Origin of the sequence: Anaeromonas frigoriresistens, assembly GCF_016820655.1 — a bacterium.
GTDB lineage: Bacteria > Bacillota > Clostridia > Tissierellales > SIT17 > Anaeromonas > Anaeromonas frigoriresistens.
This window is the reverse complement of record NZ_WSFT01000048.1, coordinates 1-21,762: the sequence shown is the minus strand read 5'-3', so window position 1 is coordinate 21,762 and position 21,762 is coordinate 1. Positions and strand designations below refer to the sequence as shown.

Sequence of the window (21,762 nt, the reverse complement as noted above, 5' to 3'; positions counted from 1 at the left end):
TTTAATGCTTATTTGACACTATAAAAGCAGCCAAAATAGCCCCAACTATATTAAATATCAAATCAAGATTCGTATCTAATAAACCATGCTGATTAGTAGTATTAAAAATCATATCTAGACTAAATTCAAATATCTCCAATAAAACACCAGTGGTTATTCCAATAGAGCTTATCAAAATAAAAACTAATATTTTCGAGTTTAAATCACTTCCCCATAATGATCTTAGAACTTGATACGAAAACAAAGATATCGTAAATGTACCTATTACGTGAAGTATTTTATCAAAATATATACTAGTTTCATATAGCTTAAAATATTGTCCTATTGCTAAATGTAATATTAATACAAGAGCTATTAATAACTTAACTAAATTACTAATATCAATTTTTTCTTTCCTCTCAAAATAAATCATCAATATATATCCTATATAAATAAAAATTGTATTATAAATAAATCTATATTCTCTATTCAATATAAATCCTATTATTAAAGTAATGTTTATAGCAGTAAATAAAAAAAATAAAACCTTTGAAAACTTGTTATTTTTCAATGTTATGATCCTTTCGTGCTAATATATTTATTAAGTATTGTTATTTAAGTAGTAAATTTAACTTTTCTTGTTGTTCTTGAGAATGACATGAATTCCTTCATCTTGTTTCCATTCTGCATATAAAACATCTTTTATATTTTCTATACCATAATTATGTATTTGATTTTTTAACCACTGTTCATCAAATCCTATAGTTTTGAGATTATCATATATAACTTCCCCATCTAATATTAGATTTATAGATAGATAAATAGGTTTTTGTGATAAATTCAAATCTTCAATTGTAGGTATAGCATATTTTGATTTTTTCAAAACACTGATTGCACCACTTGACTCTAATATCGCAAATTCTACTTCCCTTATAGAAAATATTTCTTTTTGTCTTAGCATACCTAACAATTCATTTATATCTAATTTTTCCTTCTTTAAAACATTATAATCTATTTGACCATCTCTAATTACTATAGCTGGATCACCTTCTAGTATCTTCCTTGATCGTCTAAATTTTTGAGTAATTTTTTCTATAATAAACATCAAACATCCCCATATAAAAACTGCATACAGTATATATGTAATATTAATATCATCATCATATATTGCATTTCCTACAAGTTCTCCTAATACTAATGCTGATATAAAGTCAAAGGGTGTTATTTGAGTTATTTGAGTTCTTCTTAAAAACTTAGTTATTGCAAATAGTGCTAAAAAGCCAACAGTTAATTCCACCGTTAAATCAAAAAACTTTGATTCCATTCTAATTTCATCCCCTTATATTTTTAAATGATTTATCATTCTTCATTCACTATGATTCCCTATACTAAAGATTGATATAAGGATTTTATAAATATTAATTAATTCAATAAAAATATATGTAATTTATTGACATTTATAATATGTATTATTATAGTTCCATTAGTTAAAATTAAATATGAAATATAAAAATTTTGGTAGGTGATGAATATGACTGTTGCTTCTCAGGTAAAACAAACTATTGCAACTCTAAAGGGTATTGAAAGCACCTTAGAACTATATTCTTTACAATCTTATAATGAAGATGAAAAGTCAGTATATAACAATTCTTTGGATACAACAAAGAAAGTAATATATGATTTAGAAAAAAGATTAAAACAACTTGAATATGAAGAACCCCAATATAAAGGTCTTTAAGTGAGGTTATAGAAATGTCAAATTGGATTGAAATATTACTTAGATCAATAAGCTTATTTTTTATAGTCTTAGGACTAACTAGAATAATGGGAAAAAGACAATTAACTAAATTAACCCCATTTCATTTCATTAGTTATTCCATAGTTGGTATATTAGCTGCTTTAATCTCAACCAAAGTTATTGATAATTTAGTCTTTGGATTTTTATCTTTAGGTACTTGGGTAACTTTTTATCTAATACTAGATTATTTTGCTTTAAAAAGTAAAATAATACATGATTGGATTAATGGGAGAGAAACAGTTCTAATAAAAAATGGGAAAGTAATGGAAGAGAGCCTAAAACAAGTAAGATTTACAGGAGAGGAATTGCTCAGAGAACTTCGCACAAAAAATGCATTTAATCTGGCTGATGTTGAATTTGCTGTTATGGAAACTACAGGTGAACTGAATGTTCTCTTGAAATCAGATAAAAAACCTGTCACTCCCTTTGACTTAGGTAAAAGAGTTTCACCTAAATCTGCTCCTCAAACTGTTATTTTAGATGGAAACATTTTGGATGAGCCATTAAATAACATAGGTTTAAATAGAGGATGGTTAAGTGTAGAGTTAGATAAAATTGGAGTCTCCCTAGACAATATATTTATTGGTCAAATAGATTCTTCTGGTGATCTATATGTTGATCTTTTTGATGATGCAATACAGGTTCCTCAACCTAAAGTCAAAGAAGCTCTTTTTGCTAATCTTCAAAAATGTCAATCAGATCTTACTAAATATGGATTAGAAACTCAAGATAATAATGCACAACAAATGTATTCACAAAATTCCGATAAGCTAAAAGATTTAATCGAAACCCTAGAACCCTATTTATTACATTAGAAGGGAATGAAAATATGTCTAGTAAAAAAAATAAAAAATTAACTCCTACTCAACAAAAGTATCAAGCTTTTGCAAAAGCGAGAGAACCAAAGCCTTCAGTATTAAAAAATTGTTTTAAAGCTTTTTTAGTTGGAGGTCTTATATGTACTTTTGGTCAAGTACTTCAGATGCTTTATATAAAGTATTTTAATTTTACAGAAGATACTGCAGGAGACCCAACTGTAGCAACTTTAATAATTATTACTGTTCTTTTAACTGGGTTTGGTGTGTATGATCATATAGCTCAATGGGCTGGAGCAGGTACAATTATACCGGTTACAGGTTTTGCAAATACTGTTGCCTCCGCTTCAATAGAACATAGAAGTGAAGGCTTTGTACTGGGTGTAGGTAGTAATATGTTTAAGCTTGCTGGATCTGTAATAGCTTATGGAGTTTTTTCAGCCTTTGTTGTTACACTTATAAAAGTTACTATTCAAGCGTTAGGTGGGATATAAATGCTTAAGGGTCATCAATCATGGATTTTTAATTCTAAACCGGTAATAATATCTTCTGCAGCAGTTGGAGGTCCCTTTGAAGCAGAAGGTGCTATATCTGAAGATTTTGATATGCTTCACCAAGATATATGGTTAGGTCAAGATAGTTTTGAAAAAGCAGAGAAGAAACTTCTAGAACAAGCATGTGAGATTTCAATACAAAAAGCAAATATGAAAAAAGAAGATATTGATTTTTTTATTAGTGGAGACTTAATGAATCAAATCATATCTAGTAGCTTTACAGCTAGAACCATAGGGGCTCCATATCTCGGTATTTTTGGTGCCTGTTCAAGTTCTATGGAAGGCTTAGCAATTGGTAGTTTACTTATAGATAGTAAATCTGCAAATTACGTTCTTGCTGGTGCATCTAGCCATAATGGATCAGTTGAAAAACAATTTAGATATCCTACTGAATATGGATCCCAAAAACCCCCTACAGCTCAATGGACAGTGACAGGTGCTGGGGCAGCTCTATTAGCCAAAGAAGGCAAAGGTCCAAGAGTTACTTCAGCTACTATTGGCCGAGTTATAGATATGGGATTATCAGATCCATTTAATATGGGAGCAGCTATGGCTCCTGCAGCAGTAGATACTATAGAAGCCCACTTTAGAGATTTAAATATAGAGCCTTCTTATTATGATTTAATTGCCACAGGGGACCTTGGTACTATTGGCCATCAAATTACAGGAGACCTTTTAACTGACCATGGTCTTCATATACCTAAAGATATATTTAATGATTGCGGTCTTTTAATATATAAAAAAGAACAACCTGTAATAGCTGGTGGAAGTGGTTGTGCCTGCTCAGCTACTGTAACTTATGGTCACTTGCTTAATCGAATGATAAAAGGAGAATTAAATAGAATATTAGTTATAGCTACTGGAGCATTGCTATCCCCCCTTTCTTATCAACAGAAAGAAAGTATCCCTTGTATAGCTCATGCAGTATCAATAGAAATGTCATAATTTATATTTAGTATAGAGAAAGTGAGGTGCTATTATTTTATGGAAAAATTTTTTTGGGCTTTTATTGTAGGTGGTTTGATATGTGTTGTAGCCCAAATAATGATGGATATATTTAAACTCACACCAGCTCATACCACTAGTACCCTTGTTGTAGTAGGAGCTATCCTAGGAGGTCTTGGCTGGTATGAGCCTATAATAAAGTTTGCAGGAGCCGGAGCATCAGTTCCAATTAGTAGTTTTGGAAACTCTTTAGTGAAGGGTGCACTAGAAGAAGCAAATAAGAGTGGAATTATAGGTATACTCACAGGAATATTTCATGTTACTAGTGCTGGTATTTCAGCTGCTATCATTTTTGGTTTTATGGGAGCTTTAATATTTAAGCCTAAAGGATAATATATTATATGTTGAGAGGAGGTGAAATTAATGACTGTAGGAACTCAAATGCAACAAGCAATTGCAGGTGTTCAGAGTGCAGCAGCTACAATGAAAACTTTCGCACTTGAAACTCAAGATCAGAATGCTAAACAAGAATTCCAACAATTAGCTCAAACCCTTGATAATACTCTTCAAACATTACAAAACAGACAACAATATATTGAAACTCAAGAACCCCAATACAAACAACAATAATATCCACTGTTATTATTAATGTTAGTGAATATATTTATATTGTTAATAATAAAATTATAGTAAAACCACCTAATCTAAAAATAAATTAGGTGGTTTGAGTTACTCTCCAAATTACTCCTGTATTAGGAATGTATCCATGATGTCCATCCTCAGCTTGTATTCCAAAATCTACAATAAACATCTCTTCATCCATTCCAAATAGAATATCTATTGGTCTTTCTAATCCACCGTCTCCAGTATAAGATGCTGCAAAACCTGACTTATTTATGGCAAAAGGATATATACTTCCAGTATTCATATCAATTCTAGATACTCTATGACCTACTTCAGGTAAAGGTTTACCACCAGTAGTACGAGGAGCCTCACTTCCAAACTCTGCTATATAAACATCTCCAGAACTCTCAAATTTTTGTGTGTAATTAAAGTCAAATCCCATTATTGCAGAGTGAGGAGTAAATACAGATATAGGTTTAGGAGGAGTCATAGGATGATATCTTAATAAAAATTCAGGCTGTGGTTTTCCTTCAGGCTTAAAATTAGGCGAAGTTATTGGTATACCTCCAGTATAATCGGGCCATCCGTACCAAATTCCTGGAACCACCATATAAAATTCATCTGGTGAATTTGCTATAGGACGACTTCCCCTAATATCCATCCCGTGATTAGTGGAAAACAAATTATTCCAATAATCAAACTTCATCCTAAATGGATTTCTTAATCCCCATGCAATTAACTCCAATTCCGATCCATCTGGATTTGCCCTTAATATACTTCCGCTAGCTCTTATTATTCCTTTTACTACTTCATTTGGACAATTTGATATATTAAAAGGTGAAAATCCTCCTGTTATAGCATAATCATACTTATCAGAAGTTAAGTAATTTTCAGTGATAAAGTTATTCCCATTTAATAATATTGACTCGCCAGGATAATCATGAAAAAACGGGTGATTTTGAACCCAGTCCATATTATCCTCACCTACTACTCCAGAGTTGGTTGCTGTTCCTTGTCCAAAATACATTTTTTTATCAGGACCAAAAACAACTCTATTATTATGATGATCTCCCCAACTTGGCAATCCAGTAATAATATCCTCCTTTGCACCCCCCTCTTTAACTAAGGTTATTGCTCCTCTATGGGCTACATAAATACCATTTTCATGGCTAGTAATCCCAGTAAGAGGTGGATTAAATCCTTCCGCTATTAATTCAAGTCCATTAGTAGTTATCTTTAATACTTTTCCATTTCCAGAGGTTATTCCTGCATCTGCTACTAAAAGGTCCCCTTCTATAGAATATATTAGATTTATTGGTGTAGTTAATCCTTCTATAAACCTCTCTATTTTATAGCCTTTAGGTAAAAGTATATCCTGAGGATTAATTCTTCTTGTGTGTTCAAGCTCATCTCTATGATTATTTCTTTTCATATACCACACCTCTTATTTTAAAAGTAAAGTTATCATTAATAGTATATTCTTTCTATTTTCCACAATATACTATTTTATATAATTCATTATTACTAACCTAGCATTTGAGTATCTGAATAAGTATTATCTATTAGTCATAAAAAAATGAGCTAAGGAGTATTTCCTTTAGCTCATTTTTTTACTTATATTTTAAAATTTATATATTATCTTTTTTATTGTTCTTTAACTTCATCAGCATATATTTTTGGTATAGGTCTTGGAGCTATTATTACAAAACATGATAAATTATCTTCTGTATTATTCTTCATACTAAAGACCTCGTTGCCTTCACAATAAACTACGTCTCCTTCTGAAATACTCTGAATTTTCCCGTCTACTTCTAATTCTCCACTACCTTTTATCACGTGAAGTATAAGATCACTTTCCTCATGGGTATGAGGTGGTAGCTCTTGTCCTGGTTTAAAATTCAACATAAAATTAAGAACTTTTTCTTCATTAAATAATAATCTTTTTGTAAACGTACTATCTGAATATACAATTCTATCACTTACCTTTTCTATTTTCATATTATCACTCCTCGTTAAGTTAATGTCTTATTATTATTATACCTTTATTTGTATCTCTTAATCTTTCTTAGAGATTAAAAGATGCATTCATCATTTAATTTTTATTAAATATTACTATAACCTTATATAGTATTTATTATTTACTGTGCAAGTTTTATTTATTATTATGATATCTTATTATTTTTTCTAAGTCTTTGATATAAATCACTATTGTCTAATACAAATAATTATGCTATTATGAATTTACAACTAAAAGGGAGTAGCATAAAAGTAGATTCAACAACACGAAAACAATCTGGATCTATTTACTTTGAATATCAAAGGAGCAAGACTTTTAGTTAGTGTATTCATAAAGATACACTAGCTTTTGTTTTGCTCTTCTTTTATTTATATTATTTTATCTAATTTTTTAAGGAGGTATAACTATGAATTATCTATTATTGTTACTTGGTTTTGTTTTTCTTATTAAAGGGGCTGATTTTTTTGTAGATGGTGCTTCTTCAATATCTAAAAAGTTGAAGATCCCTCCTATGTTAATCGGATTAACTATAGTTGCCTTTGGTACCAGTGCTCCAGAAGCAGCTGTCAGTATAAATGCTTCTCTAAATAATTCTAATGAAATAGCTTTAGGAAATATTATTGGATCTAATGTATTTAATATTTTACTTGTAGTAGGTGTAGCATCTATTATTAAACCCATTAATATTAAAATAAAAACTATTTTAAAAGAATTTCCATTTATGATATTAGCTACAATAGTTCTTTTTATCCTAGGAAATGATATTGCTTTGCAAGGAAACCAGCTTAACCAATTATCACCAGGAGATGGTCTCATCTTACTCTGTATATTTGGAGTATTTCTTTATTATTTAGTAGAAATGGCTTTTCTTACAAAGGAAGTTGAAATTGAGAATGATTCTAATGATATTAAAGAACAGTCTATATTAAAAAGTAGTATAATTGGAATTGTTGGAGTAGCAGGAATAATAATAGGTTCTAATTTTGTTGTTGAGTCTAGTTCTATAATTGCAATTCAGTTAGGGATGAGTGAAACACTAGTAGGACTAACTATTATAGCTATAGGAACCTCTTTACCCGAACTAGTAACGTCTATTGTAGCTGCATATAAAGGTGAAAGTGATATTGCCTTAGGTAATGCTATTGGTTCTAATCTATTTAATGTGTTATTTATTCTAGGAGTATCCTCTGTAATTAATCCTATAATGGTAGATAGTAAAATGTTATTTGATATACTATTTTTATTAGGTGCTACTTTTATAGCATATATTATAGCAACTACTAAAAAAACTTCTTCTCGCTTTGAAGGTGTTTTTCTTATATTCCTCTACATTACTTATATGATATTTATAATAATCAGAAACTAAATTAAAAATGCACACTATAAAAAGTCCCTAAGCTATAACTTAGGGACTTTAAATGTTATCTTAATCCGTTATTTTGAGGGTATTTGTTTCTATTTTGCTGTAATTTTTGTCTAACATTTTGCATTTCCGCTGGACCTACAGCTTTAGAACTACTAAGACTTGGAACATTTCCCATTGTATTTGTAAAATTCATCTGGCTCATGCCTGGAGTTTGATTCATAGAATTTCTAACCTTCTGTCTTTCTCCTTGACCTACAGCTTTAGAATTCTTTAAACTAGGGATTCTATTATTCATATTATTCATCAGTGTGTTCCACCCTTCTTTTATTAGTTTAGTAGTCTACATAAAATATTCTGCCCGAATTATATAATTTATATATACTCTAAGTTATTGAATTAAAGGATAAAAATTCTAAAGCTAATTTATCATTTTCATTTAAAGAATAAAAACCACTTATCAATTCTTACTTAAAATAGAATCTGGTCTATTAATTAAATAACTAATAAACCAGATTAAAAAATATGTTATTTACTTTAAATAGTTACCCTCTTTAAGTTTTTGTTGAATTTGATTTAATGAAACTTCTCCTTCATTATAATCAACTGTTACAGTATTTTCTATAGGATCAAACCTTGCTGCATTGACCCCACCAAGTCCATGAATATCATTAGTAATAGAATTTGCAAGGGATTTTAAATCTTTAGTTCCCCTTAGAGAATCATCCAATTTAAATTTATCAGCTTTCATTGTCATAAAATCACCTCTATTATAGTATGTCCTCTATAATTTAAAATATTAATTATAAAAACAAAAACTATATGGCAATTACTATTTTACTTACTTATCTTTTTTATTTTTAGTAAAATCTTCTTTAGTTAAACCGAAAAGTATCTCATCACAATATCTTCCATCAGTATAGATTTGTTGTCTTCTAATACCTTCTTGTACACATCCAAGTTTTTTTAGCATTGTTGCTGATGCAATATTATCTTCTATAACACTACCATAATACTTGTTTAATCTCCTTTCAAAAAAAGCATATCTTAGTAATATTCTCATAGCTGCAGTTCCATAACCTTTTGAACGATATTCTGAGCCAATTTGCATTCCGATTGAGAAAGTTCCATTTTTTTCATCAATAGAATTCATATTAAAACTACCTACAGAAATGCCATCTAAGGTTTCAATAACAAACATTAGTCTTCCCGATGCTGGATCAAAATTTGAAAATTTTTCAGTGTTTTCTTTTTCTGCTACTATAGTAGGTGGTAACTCAATTTCATACTGAAGTCTTCTACGAGCTATACTATCATATAAATCAGTAAAGTGATTATCCCAATCTTCAGGTTGCATTGCTCTTAATCTAACTAAATCATTCTGCCAATAATAATTATCATAACAAATCTCTTTCATCAACTTTTCCCCCTTTTTTTTATATCAAATTTCAATCAATTTTTCCTCTATATTACATGAAACTTTCAATTAAATATAGCATTATTTAATTCCCCTTTAATCAGCTTATCTGAAAATCTTGATAAAGTTATTATTCCACTATTATAACCTATATACCTGCTAAATTTTTATTTTTTATAATAAAAAAGAATGGGCATTTTTATACAATTCACCCATTTCTTACTTTTAAAGTTATATATTAAATTGAATACCCTTTTTATAGTTGAATCTATTCAGAAACTTTCCCCTTACTTCTTCGTTGTTTTATTAGGCTTATAACTAAGATGATTATTGGGATAATAAATTGAAAAGGTATAGCATAAAAAGGATATATTTCTTTTGCTACTCTAAACATATCAGGTGCATTATCGTAAATCCAATGGGACAAGGATACACTAATTATAACAATAGGAAATACAAAAGGTTTATAGTCATTAAAATTAAACATCTGGCTAATTGCTATTAATAAAGCATATAAAAATATCCATATCTGAAGTGCAGCTAATATTAATTGACTTACTGATATAAATGGATCGAATATAGCACCAGGATGTATGGTTTCTATAAGATGTGATGAAAAATAACCCCTTTCAAGTATATTTTCTCCTAGTACAGTAATATTTCTTAAAGATATCAATAAAAATATTACTCCTACAATGGATACTGAAATAAAAGAAGATTTAAATAAGTTTTCCTTTTTGTTTATTAAAGGAAAAACCATTAAAAATACAATCCCTTCACCAAAGGGAAATGTTAATAAATTGAAAGATGACTTTAATACAGGTTTAATTCCATATTTTAAAATAGGTTGTAAATTTGTAATATCAATATGATCAATCACGCTCATTGTGCTGATAATAAGAGTTATTGGTATAATTAAACTAACTATTATACCAGTCCTTCCTATTGCTTCCATACCATATTTTAATCCTATAGCCAAAGGTATACTACTTAATATAGCCATATATATTAAAGGAGTTTCAGGATAATTGGCTATAATCATATACTCACTATAACTTCTAAGAACTAATGATGATAAATGCAAAAAATACCATATATATATTAATGATAAAGCCCTTCCAAAAAAATCACCAAATATATCAATTAATATTTCAACCAAGGTTTTATTAGGATTTAGTTTTGCAATATAAACATACATTCCTATTAAAATATAACTTACTAACCAAGTTAGTATTATTGATATCCAAGCATCACGACCTGCCCCACTCACAGGATTAATGATTAAAGCATCTCCTAAAAGAAATCCTGTCATCAATATAATTAACTGCTTATTTGAAATTTGTATTTTATTTAGCATACTTACACCTCAATATATTATCGCTGTTACTATCTTTTCAATTAAAACAACTGGACTCTTGGGTATTTTATCTATTATTTGCAATAGACTCATTGTAAATCCTACTATCATAAGTAAAGAATAAACTATCAATATTCTATTAGCTGATTTTTTCTTTAGAATATAGGGGATATCAATAATTATTAAAATTAAAAATATCACTATTAATCCTAGTATCATACCTAACCCTCTCCTCCTTATTCAACCTTTGTTGGATGGTTAATTAATCCACTATTTCGAATCTCGAATTTCACATTAACTTCTATTAATGAGTGAGAAAATTCTTCACTCCAATTGGGCTTTACTTCTTCCCAATAATATGGGTATTTCTTATTTAATTTTTCTCCAAATCCAAAAACATCACTCTTATATTTATCTTGGGCTAAAGAGATAATATTTTCTATCTTTTCTTTAATTGACTTTTCTATCTGACCCTCTAGATTACTTAGAGCATCTTTTGTAGTTAAATCAGCTTCACCTTCCTCTCCACCAATATTTCCTTCTGCATCTACTTCTATCATGAATACTAATTTTTCATCTTCAAATTTAACATTTATTGTTGTGTCTGATCTTTTTTGTTCAATGGTTACAAACTTACCTTTATTAAAAGGATTCTCTGTTTCAATAATCCCATTATGAGAGGTATTTAATACATAATTTAATCCCTCAATATCCTTTTCATCCAACCATCCTATAAATTTATCTTTTTTTAATATTGCTCCTCCTTTCACCTTCATATCTGCAATATTTAAATCATTTTTTTCATTCTCTATCTCAATAACTCCTACAGTAGGATTTTGCCCAGGATATCTTAAATTCCTAATTAAATTAATAAAACTCATATTATGTATACCAAAATTATTTTTATTATTTAATAATATTTCCATTATATGCATAGCAGGGACATTTTCTAAATCACTTTTAGCAGATAGGACCTTTTTCGCTGTAGTTTCCTTTGCAATCAATACGGTAGGAGATAATCTCGGTTCTCTATCTCTCTCAAATAAATCTATCACTTCTTGAATTCCTGTTTTGGCCAATTCATCCCCAATTATTATTACCTGTACATGACTATAAAAAGGTTTTCTATTAATTGTCTGTAACTGATTTCTCATAGCTTTAAATAAAGTCTTTCCTTTAGTGGAATAAACCCATACAGTATCACTACTTCCCTGGGATCCTTCTCCATAGTTTATTGATGTAGGTTTAACAACTTGTAAAGTAAGTTCTATCATATTATCCTCAGTTTTATCTATACCAACACCCATAACCATTGCTTTTTCAGTTATAGGAACATTATCCCAGCATCCACTTGTCTCTAACATAATGAAAAATATTATAGTTATTAAAGTTAATCTATGCAATAATCTTTCCATGTTATTCCTCTTTTTCATTAAAGTTTTTATTTATACTATATCTTCCAGAGTATTTCCATGATAATGACTCTGTCTTTCGAAACATAGTCCATAAAGGCATCCTGATTAATGTATCCTTCATTCCCTTACTCCTAAAAGGTGCAAAGGGACTCATGTATGGAACACCAAAGGACCTTAATGAGCTAATATGTAGAATTACTATTACTACAATTAGCACTATACCCATATAGCCTAAAATATTCGCTCCAATTATTAATGCTAATCTAATAAATGGAAGGATTTCTGAAAGAGATGGTACAATAAAGCCACTTATTGCTGTTAATGCAACTATAATTATCATAATATCACTAACTAGTCCAGCTTCTACTACAGCTTGCCCTATGACCAAAGCCCCTACTATACTTACTGTCTGACCTATTGGTTTAGGCATTCTAACTCCAGCTTCTCTTATAAGTTCAAATATTATGAGCATAAAGATTGCTTCCCATACTGGCTCAAATGGGATTCCTTCATTGGAATTAAGAATAGAGAATACTAGTTTAACAGGTATAACTTCCGTATGAAAGTTAAGTATTGCCACATATAATGCAGGTAGCATCGTTGTAATTATTAATGAAACAAACCTTAATAATCTATTAAATGAACTATAAAGAGTTCTAGAATAATAGTCTTCATTACTTTGGAGAGACTCTATAAATAAATAAGGCACTGTTAAAACAAATGGTGTACCATCACATAAAATTGCTATTCTTCCCTCTAAAATTTTACCAGCTACTTTATCTGGTCTCTCACTAACTCCTATAGTAGGAAAAGGAGAAAAAGGTGCATCCTCTATAAATTGTTCTATGTACCCAGACTCTAATATTCCATCAGATTTAATACATGATAATCTCTTTTTTAAATCTCTTATTATATTGTCATCTGCAATTCCCTTTAGATAACATATGCATGCTTCTGTCCTGGTTTGCTCACCTAATTCTATACTTTCAAACTTTAAATTAGGATTTTTGATTTTTCGCCTTATCATTGAAGTATTAGTTCTTAAGGTTTCTACAAATCCTTCTCTGGGTCCCCTTATCACAGATTCCGTATTTGGTTCAGAAATAGCTCGAGCTTCCCATCCTCGCATAGATACCACAAATGAAGACTCTGTACCATCTATGAATATAACTGTATCTCCTGAAAGTATAGCTTTAATTGTTCTATTAAAATCATCAACTTTTTTTATCTCTGAAGCCGTTATCAATGTTTCTTCAAATAACTCTATAATATTTCTTTTGCTTATACTCTCATCATCTATTACTTTTTGTGACTCCAATAATAATGGCTTAAGTATGTTATCATCTATAAGCTGCTTATCTATAAGACCATCTATATATGCAATTAAAATTCTTGTTTTGAACTGATTACCTGTAGTAATCTTTCTTATGATAAAATCATTACTATCTTGAAATATTTCTTTAAGCTTAAATTCTATATTATCTATATGATTAGGGATTTGCTGGTTTATATTCTCTGAAATATTTATTTTATCCTTTCTTAACTTTTCCTTATCTAGTTTTATATACTTAAATATGTGTTTTAGTTTTCTAAACATGATAGCCTCCATCAATTATTATAATTGTTTAGACATATACAAGGAATTATTACCAAAATCTTCTTTTCATATACTATATATAAATACCCAAGCTAATATTAGCTTGGGTATTTATATATAGTATATTTGATTAGATTTATATTTTTTATTCTTGAACCCTCATATTTAATACATCTTGAGGTAATATCTCTAGAGCTTCTCTTAACACATCTACCGCATTTTTTTCCTTATCCCAAGGTGGTGTTATTAATTGCCTCCAATTTTTGCTACCTCTCACACCATAAAATAGGCCCATAGCATGTTTTAATACATTATATTCCCTTGTATTATCATCTAAATTTGATAGATATTGAATTAGTCCTTCAATAACTTCCCTTCTAGATATGTTATTAATTTCTCCATCATCAAAGAACTTATCTACTTCAGACAGTATGAAAGGAGTATCATATGCTGCTCTACCTATCATTACTCCATCTACATAATTAAGGTGTTCTTTTATCTCCTTAGTAGTTTTAATCCCTCCATTTATTTCAATATTTAAATGAGGAAAGTCATTTTTAAGCTTATATACATCTGCGTATCTAATAGGAGGTATTTCTCTATTTTCTTTTGGACTAAGACCAGCTAATATTGCAATTCTAGCATGTACTGTAAATCTATCTACCTTAGCCTCTTCAACTATATCTACAAATTTTGTTAAATCTTCGTATTTATCTAATAGTTTTCTACCAAAATTATCAGGTAAAACTCCATTGCCATCTATACCTATCCTATGTTTCACAGTAATAGGTTTGTCTGTATTTTCTTTCATCACTTTTACCATATCCCTAACCAATTCTGGATATGCCATTAAAGAAGCCCCCATCTCATTTCCTGATACTCTATCTGAAGGACATCCTACATTTAAATTAATCTCATCATAGTCCCACCCTTCTGCTATCTTTACTGCTTTACCAATATTCTTTGCATCACATCCTGCAATTTGTAATGCTAAAGGTCTTTCAAAAACATCAAAATCTAATAACATATTTCTATCTCCATGAATTATAGCCTGAGCTGTTATCATCTCCGTATATAATAAAGATTTCTTTGTTAATAGTCTAGTAAAATACCTAAAATGTCTATCTGTTCTATCAACCATAGGAGCAATACTCACTTTAGGTGATTTTATATTTGATATATATTGGGACATTGTAATTCCTCCTAAATTTCTATTATTTCCTAATTATTTTACCCAACAATATAGGTTTTTTATCAGATATCCTAATTAGGCTATTTATAGTATAGAAATTATCTATATTTCTTTTAATAGATATAGATAATACAAATTCGACAATTTCTATCGGTTTACTATACAATTATAAAGGACAAAAATATTTTATATCCTAAGGAGGATTTTTATGAAAAAAATAGTTACTTTGTTAATAATAGCATTAATGGTATTTTCATTAGCTGCTTGTTCTAATGATGAAAGCACAAATAGTGATGACAATAATAAAGAAAAAGTATTTAAAATAGGCGGAATTCCTGATCAAAATGCTTCAAAACTAAATAGACGTTTTGAAGATCTAGCAAAATACATAGGAGAAGAAACTGGGCTTACTGTAGAATATGTTCCTACTGTAGATTATTCAGCATTAGTTACTGCTTTTGAAAGAGGGGAAATTCATTTAGGTTGGTTTGGTGGTCTTACAGGAGTACAGGCTAGAAATGTTGTAGATGGTGCAGAGGCTATAGCCCAAAGACCTAGAGATGAAGAATTCCATTCAGTATTTATTGCTCAAAAGGATTTAGAATTAAAAAAATTAACAGATGTTAAAGGTCTTAGTTTTACTTTTGGAAGTGAAAGCTCTACTTCTGGACACTTAATGCCCCGTCATTTTCTAATAGAAGAAGGATTAGATCCTAAAAGTGACTTTGATGGCCAAGTAAACTTCTCAGGTTCCCATGATAAAACTTGGAAACTCGTTGAGTCAGGTGCATTTCAAACGGGTGCATTAAATGAAGCAGTTTGGGAAAGTGCAGTTGAAGAAGGTAAAGTAGATCTTGATAAAGTATCAGTATTCTATACTACTCCAGCTTATTATGATTATAACTGGACAATAAACAATGTAGATAAAGATTTCGGTAAGGGTACGAAAGAAGAGGTTAAAGAAGCTCTACTTTCTGTAGGAGAAGATCAAAAAGAAATCATGGAATTATTTGAGGCGGATAAATTCATAGAAACAAAAAATGAAAATTATGAAGCTATAAAGTCAGTAGCCAAGAAACTAGGTATAATAAAGTAAAGGAGTATTTCTATGCTGAAAAAGGAAATAATTAGTATAAATAATATATCTAAAGAATTTAAAGGGAAGAAAGCTTTATCTTCCCTTTCTTTTAATATACAAAAGGGTGAATTGATAGCCTTGATTGGCTCTAGCGGATCCGGTAAAACAACTCTATTAAATATATTTTCATCAAGCATAGATCCTACTCAGGGTGAAGTAATAATAGATGGAAAGGGTATTAATGAATATAAATCTAATAAAGTGTTTGCAAAAAAAGTTGGTATGATAAGGCAACAATTTGATTTAGTTGAGGAATTACCAGTTATTCATAATGTATTAGCTGGAAGGCTTAGCCAATGGAGTACAACAAAATCAATATTATCTTTACTAATTCCTCAAGATAAAACTTTAGCAATAAAGTCTCTAAAAAGAGTTGGACTAGAGGATAAACTATATGAAAAAACTAGTAATTTATCTGGAGGTCAAAAGCAAAGAGTTGCTTTAGCCAGATTACTAGTACAAAATCCCGAAATTGTTTTAGCGGATGAACCAGTAGCATCCCTTGATCCAACTCGATCAGAGGATGTTCTATCCTTATTAGTATCATTGGCTAAAGAAGAAAATAAAACCCTTATAACTAGCCTCCACTCAGTTAAATATGCAAAAAAACACTTTAATAGAATAATAGCATTAAGAAACGGAAAAATTTTTTTTGATTTACCTACTAAAGATATAACAGAAAGTAGATTAGAAGATCTATATTCTCTTCAGGAGTTAGATAATAATGAATAATTCTAAGAAGTTTATTCACTTATACAGTAAATCTCTATTAAGCTTAGGGCTTTTATTAATCTTTATATTGAGTCTATTTAGTATCAATTGGGAAGATAAACTTATTCACTCTGGAGGTAAAGCAACATTAGCACAAATAAGTAGAGCAATATTTTCCCCAGATTTTTCTGGTGAAATATTACATTTAAGCTTCATATCTACTTGGAGAACCCTAGTCTATGCAGTTGCAGGTATTTCCCTTGCTATTATTATAGCTTTTATTTTTGGTGTTTTATCCTCAGGTATTCTTTTTAAAAATAAGACTACAAAAAAAATATTTATGCATATATTTAGAAGAATATTAGGTTTTATGAGATCTATTCACGAATTAATATGGGCATGGCTATTTGTAGCAGCATTAGGATTAACACCCTTCTCAGCTATATTTGCTCTTGCTATTCCCTATGGTGGTACTCTTGGTAGAATATTTTCTGATATGCTTAAGGACGTTTCCAACAAACCAATAGAGGCGTTAGATTCTAGTGGAGCTTCAAATTTCCAAATTTTATTCTATGGTTATTTACCTATGGTTAAGCTAGATATGATTAGTTATACTATGTATAGATTTGAATGTGCTGTACGGTCATCTGCTATTATGAGTTTCATTGGATTAGGAGGACTAGGATATCAAATCCAGTTATCTTTAGCTGATTTAGCATACAATGAAGTTTGGACATTTATTTTCTTTTTAGTATCACTTGTTATTTTTATAGACCTTTGGAGTAATATTCTTAGAAATATATTAATTAAGGACAATAATAAATCATCAATATTTGGATTGAATTTTAAAAAGCTTTCATTTTTATTAATACTCACACTACTGATTTCTTCTTGGTGGTTCATATTTAAAATAGAAGGTGCAGATATATTTTCATTTTTTTCAGAAAAAAACTATTATTATACAAAGAAATTTCTATCAGAATTAATAGGTATTGGAAGAGATGATATAGCATATTTGAATTTATTCCATTGGAAAAATGCATTAGTCCTTACCCTTCAAACCTTGAATATGAGTATATTAGCCATAGGATTTTCCACTATAGGGATGCTTATTACAGTTATTCCTGTCGCTAGAAATATTTCAGATGGTTCCTTAGGTAGAACAGCAAAATGGTATAATAGGATTTTATTTAGCATTATAAGATTTATATATATTTTTTCTCGTGCAGTACCAGAATTAATATGGGCAATGATTGTCATATTTGTTTTTAAACCAGGAATTCTCCCAGGAGCAATAGCATTAGCCCTTCACAACTTTGGTATTCTTGGTAAGCTATCAGCTGAAGCCATAGAAGGTATTGATGCAAGGCCTATTAAAAATTTATCTACTTCAGGAGCTAATTCACCTGAACAATTATTCTATGGAATAATACCTGATATAATGAAAAAATTCATTACCTATATTATATATAGGTGGGAAGTCATTCTTCGTACTACCATCATAGTAGGCTTTGTAGGGGCAGGAGGATTAGGTCATCAGTTTAAACTCAGTATGAGCTATTTTCACTACACAGAAATAACATTAATTCTAGTCTGTTATATCCTTCTAGTATGGTTTGCTGATATATTATCAGATAAAATGAGAGAAATAATAAAATAAAGTATGGGAATCAATTCCCATACTTTATTTTATTCATACTTTGGTAATATCAATATTGCCTTAAATAAATCTCCATCTATTTCGATTTTAAATTCTCCCTTTTGTAATTCAATAAGACTCTTAGCTATTGAAAGACCTAACCCACTTCCAGGACTATGTCTAGATTCATCTCCTCTTTTAAATCTCTCCATTAATTCATTCGGATGAATATTTAATTCATAGGCTGATATATTCTTAATTGTTAAATATATATTACCCTCTAACTCCCCGATATCTATATATACTCTTGATTCTGATTGTGCATATTTTAGCACATTATTGAGTAAATTCTCTATAGATCGCCATAATAATTTCCCATCAGCCTTTGCATATACCTTTTCTTTAGGCTTAGTTATCTTAAATTGTAGTTTTGATTCTTTTATTCTATCATTTAGTTCACCTAGTCCTTGAGTTAAAAGAGATAAAACATCTATTTTCTCATAATTAACTGGTATATTTCCACTGGTAGCCTTTGATGCTTCAAATAAATCATCGGTTAATACCTTTAATCTTTGTGATTTTTGATCTATTACTTTTATATACTCTTCATTTTTTTGAGGGTCATTTTCATTTTTTAATAAGTCTACATAGGTTATTATTGATGTTAAAGGCGTTCTAATATCATGGGATACATTGCTAATAAGTTCTGTCTTTAAACGTTCACTTCTAAGTTCATTATCTACTGCATTGTTTAGTCCATCAGCAATGCTATTTATATTAGTAGCCAGCTTACCAAACTCCCCTTTACTATTAACATCTATTTCATGACTAAGGTCACCATCTTTAACCTTTTCTACTCCATCTTTAATAGCATTGAATTCCTTTACTTTCTTAAGAGCTAGCCATGCAGCAAACCCTACGGTGACTGGGAACATGAAGAATGTTAGTGCTACTAATAAAGGATATCCTATAACTATTAGAACTATCTTTACTCCTACACTTCCGCTATTGTAGGTGTCTTTGAAAAAATTGAATAGTTTAGAGAATACCATATAAGTTATAGAATATTTAAAGAAGGTTCTATTTTTAATATGCTTTATTAAAGAAAGTACAAGTAAAAATCCTACAGTAGATATTAATATTGTAATTGGAATTATTATTTCATAAATCATATCATTGATAGTATTGCCAATAATCATAATCCATATAAATATTAATGTCCCCGCTAAAACTATTTTAATATCATTAAATATTTTATCAATAAAGTTTAAATGAATATCATCATCTGTAGATTTTCTTCCTATGCTATATATTAGATAGATAAAAGATAGAAGAAATGCAGTTAGTAATAGTAGCATATCATATACAATTTGTGTAGCTAAGTCTTTATCTTCTTTCCAGTCTTCTATTATTGGATTTAAATACTCTTTGGTAAATGCAATATATAGTTTGTTTTCATTAGAATTTGAGTATGGCATACTTCTAGGTATCCAATCAAAATCCCTATTTTCCGTTACATCTTCTGGATGAACTTCTATGCCTTGATTGTCAAATATTAAATAAGAAGGATATGATTGAAAATATTCTTTGTTAGTATTAGATGTATTCTTAAATACACTTTCTTCACTTTTAGCATAGTATAATATGTTATTATACTTATCTAAATTATTCAAATACATATTATAATTCTGTAAATCATCTAATATCTGTGATTCTTTCTGAGCTTCTATCCTATCTTTATATTCTTTTTCAAATACTTTGAAATTTTCTTCTTCTGATTTGTTAGGATTGTAATTAGTAGAGTTACTCTGCCATTCATAAAAAAGATTATATTTTCTTTCTTTAAAATAATCCTCATTAATTGTATTACCTGCTCTAATCTCTTCTTCACTTTTATATTCACTTAATAATGTAGTTAAGCTATTTGCAACTGTATCTAAGGTAAGAAAATAATCTCTACTCTCATAGTAGTTATCTTCTGCTAGAATCCCTAAATTTCCATCTGTCCTATTAATAAACTCTATAAAATTAAATATTCCCATGATAAAACATACTATTGCCAATACAAAAGCTATCACCTTTATTATTGGTGAATGACTAAAGCTTTTCAATTTTGTATCCAATACCCCACACCACCTTTAAATATTTTGGCTCCTTTGGATTTATTTCTATTTGCTCCCTTATTTTTCTTATATGAACTGCTACAGTGTTTTCTGGATTAAAGGAGGTTTCTTTCCATACTTTTTCATATATTTCATCTATAGAATATACTTTTCCTGAATTGGCAGTTAATAACCTGAGTATTTTATACTGTACTGGAGTGAGCTTAACCTCTTCTCCATCCACTGTTACTTTCTTACTCTCATCATCTACTATAAGTCCACCGGTCATATATACATTTGATTTTTTCTCCATACTACCTAAGCTGGTATATCTTCTAAGCTGAGATCTAACCCTAGCTATCAACTCTAATGGATTGAAAGGTTTAGTTATGTAATCATCAGCTCCCATATTTAGCCCCATTATTTTATCAGTATCTTCTGATTTCGCCGATAACATTATTACTGGGATGTTTTTGTTCTCCCTTAATTTCATTGTTGCTCTTAACCCATCCATTTGAGGCATCATTATATCCATTATAATAAGATGAATTTCGTTCTCTTCTATTATTTCTAATGCCTCTACTCCATTATATCCCTTAAATACTTTATGACCTTCATTCTGTAAGTATATCTGTATAGCATCGACTATTTCCTTTTCATCATCACATATTAAGATATTCATCATAATACCTCCACCGTATAAATTTGTACATATTATATCACACACCTTTATAATTTACTGTAATATAATAATAGCAATTGAATCTTAAGAAACACTTGATGTAAATCTTAAGATTTTCTTAAGATAATAAAAAAACAAGATTCTTCGTTTCAGTGAGGAGGATAAAACTATAAGATGAATTCTAAAGATAGTAAATAATAAGACTCTTCGACAAGCTCAGAGTGACAGATATAATGAAATAATAAAGACAAAAAATAAGATCCTTCGTTTCACTCAGGATGACACTATTGTTAGGCTTTATGGTGTCATTCTGAACGGAGTGAAGAATCTTATCTTTTGTATCAATATTATATAAAATCGAGTAGGAGGTAATTAATTATTTTAATTACCGTCCTCTCACACCACCGTACGTACCGT

24 protein-coding genes are annotated in these 21,762 nt (G+C 29.6%); 10 read left to right on the top strand and 14 right to left on the bottom strand.

The window, feature by feature from the left end:
• Position 1 precedes the first annotated feature (1 nt).
• Entirely contained in the window at positions 2-550 is a 549-nt protein-coding gene (locus GOQ27_RS12815) for a DUF2238 domain-containing protein (RefSeq protein WP_484477126.1), read from the bottom strand.
• Between the two features lie 57 nt (positions 551-607).
• A complete protein-coding gene (locus GOQ27_RS12810) occupies positions 608-1,303 on the bottom strand; it encodes a DUF421 domain-containing protein (protein ID WP_203367270.1) in 696 nt (231 codons plus the stop codon).
• A gap of 201 nt (positions 1,304-1,504) precedes the next feature.
• On the opposite strand from GOQ27_RS12810, the gene GOQ27_RS12805 reads away from it, so the two are divergent.
• The 6 genes from GOQ27_RS12805 to GOQ27_RS12780 are packed head-to-tail and all read left to right on the top strand — an operon-like array spanning position 1,505 to position 4,721.
• Positions 1,505-1,717 (top strand): DUF1657 domain-containing protein, encoded by a 213-nt coding sequence (locus GOQ27_RS12805; protein WP_484477127.1) that lies wholly within the window; start codon positions 1,505-1,507, stop codon positions 1,715-1,717.
• Between the two features lie 14 nt (positions 1,718-1,731).
• A complete protein-coding gene (locus GOQ27_RS12800) occupies positions 1,732-2,592 on the top strand; it encodes a DUF421 domain-containing protein (RefSeq protein ID WP_203367269.1) in 861 nt (286 codons plus the stop codon).
• A 14-nt stretch (positions 2,593-2,606) separates the two neighbouring features.
• Complete coding sequence (gene spoVAC, locus GOQ27_RS12795; RefSeq protein ID WP_203367268.1) at positions 2,607-3,086, top strand: stage V sporulation protein AC; 480 nt, start codon at positions 2,607-2,609, stop codon at positions 3,084-3,086.
• A complete protein-coding gene (gene spoVAD / locus GOQ27_RS12790; protein WP_203367267.1) occupies positions 3,087-4,091 on the top strand; it encodes a stage V sporulation protein AD in 1,005 nt (334 codons plus the stop codon).
• A gap of 39 nt (positions 4,092-4,130) precedes the next feature.
• The gene (gene spoVAE, locus GOQ27_RS12785) at positions 4,131-4,484 is read left to right on the top strand and encodes a stage V sporulation protein AE (protein ID WP_203367266.1); all 354 of its coding nucleotides are present in this window, start codon (positions 4,131-4,133) and stop codon (positions 4,482-4,484) included.
• A gap of 30 nt (positions 4,485-4,514) precedes the next feature.
• Positions 4,515-4,721 carry a DUF1657 domain-containing protein gene (locus GOQ27_RS12780; RefSeq protein WP_203367265.1) on the top strand — a complete coding sequence of 69 codons (207 nt, stop codon included), beginning with the start codon at positions 4,515-4,517 and terminating at the stop codon, positions 4,719-4,721.
• 85 nt (positions 4,722-4,806) lie between these two features.
• Here the strand turns inward: GOQ27_RS12780 and GOQ27_RS12775 are convergent, their stop codons facing one another.
• Both GOQ27_RS12775 and GOQ27_RS12770 read right to left on the bottom strand, forming a co-directional pair.
• A complete protein-coding gene (locus GOQ27_RS12775; protein ID WP_203367264.1) occupies positions 4,807-6,147 on the bottom strand; it encodes a PQQ-dependent sugar dehydrogenase in 1,341 nt (446 codons plus the stop codon).
• Between the two features lie 212 nt (positions 6,148-6,359).
• Complete coding sequence (locus GOQ27_RS12770) at positions 6,360-6,713, bottom strand: cupin domain-containing protein (protein WP_203367263.1); 354 nt, start codon at positions 6,711-6,713, stop codon at positions 6,360-6,362.
• 425 nt (positions 6,714-7,138) lie between these two features.
• Here GOQ27_RS12770 and GOQ27_RS12765 point away from each other — a divergent pair, with 425 nt between their 5' ends.
• Entirely contained in the window at positions 7,139-8,098 is a 960-nt protein-coding gene (locus tag GOQ27_RS12765) for a calcium/sodium antiporter (RefSeq protein ID WP_203367262.1), read from the top strand.
• A gap of 55 nt (positions 8,099-8,153) precedes the next feature.
• On the opposite strand, the gene GOQ27_RS12760 is transcribed toward GOQ27_RS12765, so the two are convergent.
• The 8 genes from GOQ27_RS12760 to dusA form a co-directional block, all read right to left on the bottom strand.
• Positions 8,154-8,402: a hypothetical protein gene (locus GOQ27_RS12760; RefSeq protein WP_203367261.1), complete on the bottom strand. Its 249-nt coding sequence runs from the start codon at positions 8,400-8,402 to the stop codon at positions 8,154-8,156.
• 225 nt (positions 8,403-8,627) lie between these two features.
• Entirely contained in the window at positions 8,628-8,852 is a 225-nt protein-coding gene (locus GOQ27_RS12755) for a heavy-metal-associated domain-containing protein (RefSeq protein WP_203367260.1), read from the bottom strand.
• A gap of 84 nt (positions 8,853-8,936) precedes the next feature.
• Entirely contained in the window at positions 8,937-9,512 is a 576-nt protein-coding gene (locus GOQ27_RS12750) for a GNAT family N-acetyltransferase (protein ID WP_203367259.1), read from the bottom strand.
• A gap of 268 nt (positions 9,513-9,780) precedes the next feature.
• Positions 9,781-10,869, bottom strand: coding sequence for a GerAB/ArcD/ProY family transporter (locus GOQ27_RS12745; RefSeq protein WP_203367258.1), 1,089 nt, complete (start codon positions 10,867-10,869; stop codon positions 9,781-9,783).
• A 9-nt stretch (positions 10,870-10,878) separates the two neighbouring features.
• On the bottom strand, positions 10,879-11,088 hold the full coding sequence (locus tag GOQ27_RS12740) for a hypothetical protein (protein WP_203367257.1): 210 nt from the start codon (positions 11,086-11,088) through the stop codon (positions 10,879-10,881).
• 17 nt (positions 11,089-11,105) lie between these two features.
• Complete coding sequence (locus tag GOQ27_RS12735; RefSeq protein ID WP_203367256.1) at positions 11,106-12,284, bottom strand: Ger(x)C family spore germination protein; 1,179 nt, start codon at positions 12,282-12,284, stop codon at positions 11,106-11,108.
• A gap of 1 nt (position 12,285) precedes the next feature.
• Entirely contained in the window at positions 12,286-13,881 is a 1,596-nt protein-coding gene (locus GOQ27_RS12730) for a spore germination protein (RefSeq protein WP_203367255.1), read from the bottom strand.
• A gap of 145 nt (positions 13,882-14,026) precedes the next feature.
• Positions 14,027-15,073: a tRNA dihydrouridine(20/20a) synthase DusA gene (dusA, locus tag GOQ27_RS12725; protein WP_203367254.1), complete on the bottom strand. Its 1,047-nt coding sequence runs from the start codon at positions 15,071-15,073 to the stop codon at positions 14,027-14,029.
• Between the two features lie 208 nt (positions 15,074-15,281).
• Here dusA and GOQ27_RS12720 point away from each other — a divergent pair, with 208 nt between their 5' ends.
• Genes GOQ27_RS12720 through GOQ27_RS12710 form a run of 3 tightly spaced genes read left to right on the top strand, consistent with a single transcriptional unit; the run spans position 15,282 to position 18,582 of the window.
• On the top strand, positions 15,282-16,169 hold the full coding sequence (locus tag GOQ27_RS12720; RefSeq protein WP_203367253.1) for a putative selenate ABC transporter substrate-binding protein: 888 nt from the start codon (positions 15,282-15,284) through the stop codon (positions 16,167-16,169).
• A gap of 12 nt (positions 16,170-16,181) precedes the next feature.
• Positions 16,182-16,943 (top strand): phosphonate ABC transporter ATP-binding protein, encoded by a 762-nt coding sequence (locus tag GOQ27_RS12715; protein ID WP_203367252.1) that lies wholly within the window; start codon positions 16,182-16,184, stop codon positions 16,941-16,943.
• Positions 16,936-18,582, top strand: a complete 1,647-nt coding sequence (locus tag GOQ27_RS12710; RefSeq protein WP_203367251.1) for a PhnE/PtxC family ABC transporter permease — start codon at positions 16,936-16,938, stop codon at positions 18,580-18,582. The genes GOQ27_RS12715 and GOQ27_RS12710 overlap by 8 nt, the downstream gene beginning before the upstream one ends.
• A 29-nt stretch (positions 18,583-18,611) precedes the next feature.
• Here the strand turns inward: GOQ27_RS12710 and GOQ27_RS12705 are convergent, their stop codons facing one another.
• Positions 18,612-20,684, bottom strand: a complete 2,073-nt coding sequence (locus GOQ27_RS12705) for a HAMP domain-containing sensor histidine kinase (protein WP_203367250.1) — start codon at positions 20,682-20,684, stop codon at positions 18,612-18,614.
• Positions 20,659-21,345 carry a response regulator transcription factor gene (locus GOQ27_RS12700; RefSeq protein ID WP_203367249.1) on the bottom strand — a complete coding sequence of 229 codons (687 nt, stop codon included), beginning with the start codon at positions 21,343-21,345 and terminating at the stop codon, positions 20,659-20,661. The genes GOQ27_RS12705 and GOQ27_RS12700 overlap by 26 nt, the downstream gene beginning before the upstream one ends.
• Positions 21,346-21,762: the final 417 nt, after the last annotated feature.

Excerpts from the sequence above, each read along its gene's own strand:
- GOQ27_RS12730 (WP_203367255.1), bottom strand. The coding sequence starts at position 13,881 with ATGTTTAGAAAACTAAAACACATATTTAAGTATATAAAACTAGATAAG.
- GOQ27_RS12755 (WP_203367260.1), bottom strand. The coding sequence starts at position 8,852 with ATGACAATGAAAGCTGATAAATTTAAATTGGATGATTCTCTAAGGGGA.
- GOQ27_RS12810 (WP_203367270.1), bottom strand. The coding sequence starts at position 1,303 with ATGGAATCAAAGTTTTTTGATTTAACGGTGGAATTAACTGTTGGCTTT.
- spoVAC (WP_203367268.1), top strand. The coding sequence starts at position 2,607 with ATGTCTAGTAAAAAAAATAAAAAATTAACTCCTACTCAACAAAAGTAT.
- GOQ27_RS12745 (WP_203367258.1), bottom strand. The coding sequence starts at position 10,869 with ATGCTAAATAAAATACAAATTTCAAATAAGCAGTTAATTATATTGATG.
- spoVAD (WP_203367267.1), top strand. The coding sequence starts at position 3,087 with ATGCTTAAGGGTCATCAATCATGGATTTTTAATTCTAAACCGGTAATA.
- GOQ27_RS12750 (WP_203367259.1), bottom strand. The coding sequence starts at position 9,512 with ATGAAAGAGATTTGTTATGATAATTATTATTGGCAGAATGATTTAGTT.
- GOQ27_RS12805 (WP_484477127.1), top strand. The coding sequence starts at position 1,505 with ATGAATATGACTGTTGCTTCTCAGGTAAAACAAACTATTGCAACTCTA.
- GOQ27_RS12775 (WP_203367264.1), bottom strand. The coding sequence starts at position 6,147 with ATGAAAAGAAATAATCATAGAGATGAGCTTGAACACACAAGAAGAATT.
- GOQ27_RS12720 (WP_203367253.1), top strand. The coding sequence starts at position 15,282 with ATGAAAAAAATAGTTACTTTGTTAATAATAGCATTAATGGTATTTTCA.
- GOQ27_RS12710 (WP_203367251.1), top strand. The coding sequence starts at position 16,936 with ATGAATAATTCTAAGAAGTTTATTCACTTATACAGTAAATCTCTATTA.
- GOQ27_RS12715 (WP_203367252.1), top strand. The coding sequence starts at position 16,182 with ATGCTGAAAAAGGAAATAATTAGTATAAATAATATATCTAAAGAATTT.
- GOQ27_RS12765 (WP_203367262.1), top strand. The coding sequence starts at position 7,139 with ATGAATTATCTATTATTGTTACTTGGTTTTGTTTTTCTTATTAAAGGG.
- spoVAE (WP_203367266.1), top strand. The coding sequence starts at position 4,131 with ATGGAAAAATTTTTTTGGGCTTTTATTGTAGGTGGTTTGATATGTGTT.
- GOQ27_RS12735 (WP_203367256.1), bottom strand. The coding sequence starts at position 12,284 with ATGGAAAGATTATTGCATAGATTAACTTTAATAACTATAATATTTTTC.
- GOQ27_RS12770 (WP_203367263.1), bottom strand. The coding sequence starts at position 6,713 with ATGAAAATAGAAAAGGTAAGTGATAGAATTGTATATTCAGATAGTACG.
- dusA (WP_203367254.1), bottom strand. The coding sequence starts at position 15,073 with ATGTCCCAATATATATCAAATATAAAATCACCTAAAGTGAGTATTGCT.
- GOQ27_RS12740 (WP_203367257.1), bottom strand. The coding sequence starts at position 11,088 with ATGATACTAGGATTAATAGTGATATTTTTAATTTTAATAATTATTGAT.
- GOQ27_RS12780 (WP_203367265.1), top strand. The coding sequence starts at position 4,515 with ATGACTGTAGGAACTCAAATGCAACAAGCAATTGCAGGTGTTCAGAGT.
- GOQ27_RS12800 (WP_203367269.1), top strand. The coding sequence starts at position 1,732 with ATGTCAAATTGGATTGAAATATTACTTAGATCAATAAGCTTATTTTTT.
- GOQ27_RS12760 (WP_203367261.1), bottom strand. The coding sequence starts at position 8,402 with ATGAATAATATGAATAATAGAATCCCTAGTTTAAAGAATTCTAAAGCT.
- GOQ27_RS12700 (WP_203367249.1), bottom strand. The coding sequence starts at position 21,345 with ATGAATATCTTAATATGTGATGATGAAAAGGAAATAGTCGATGCTATA.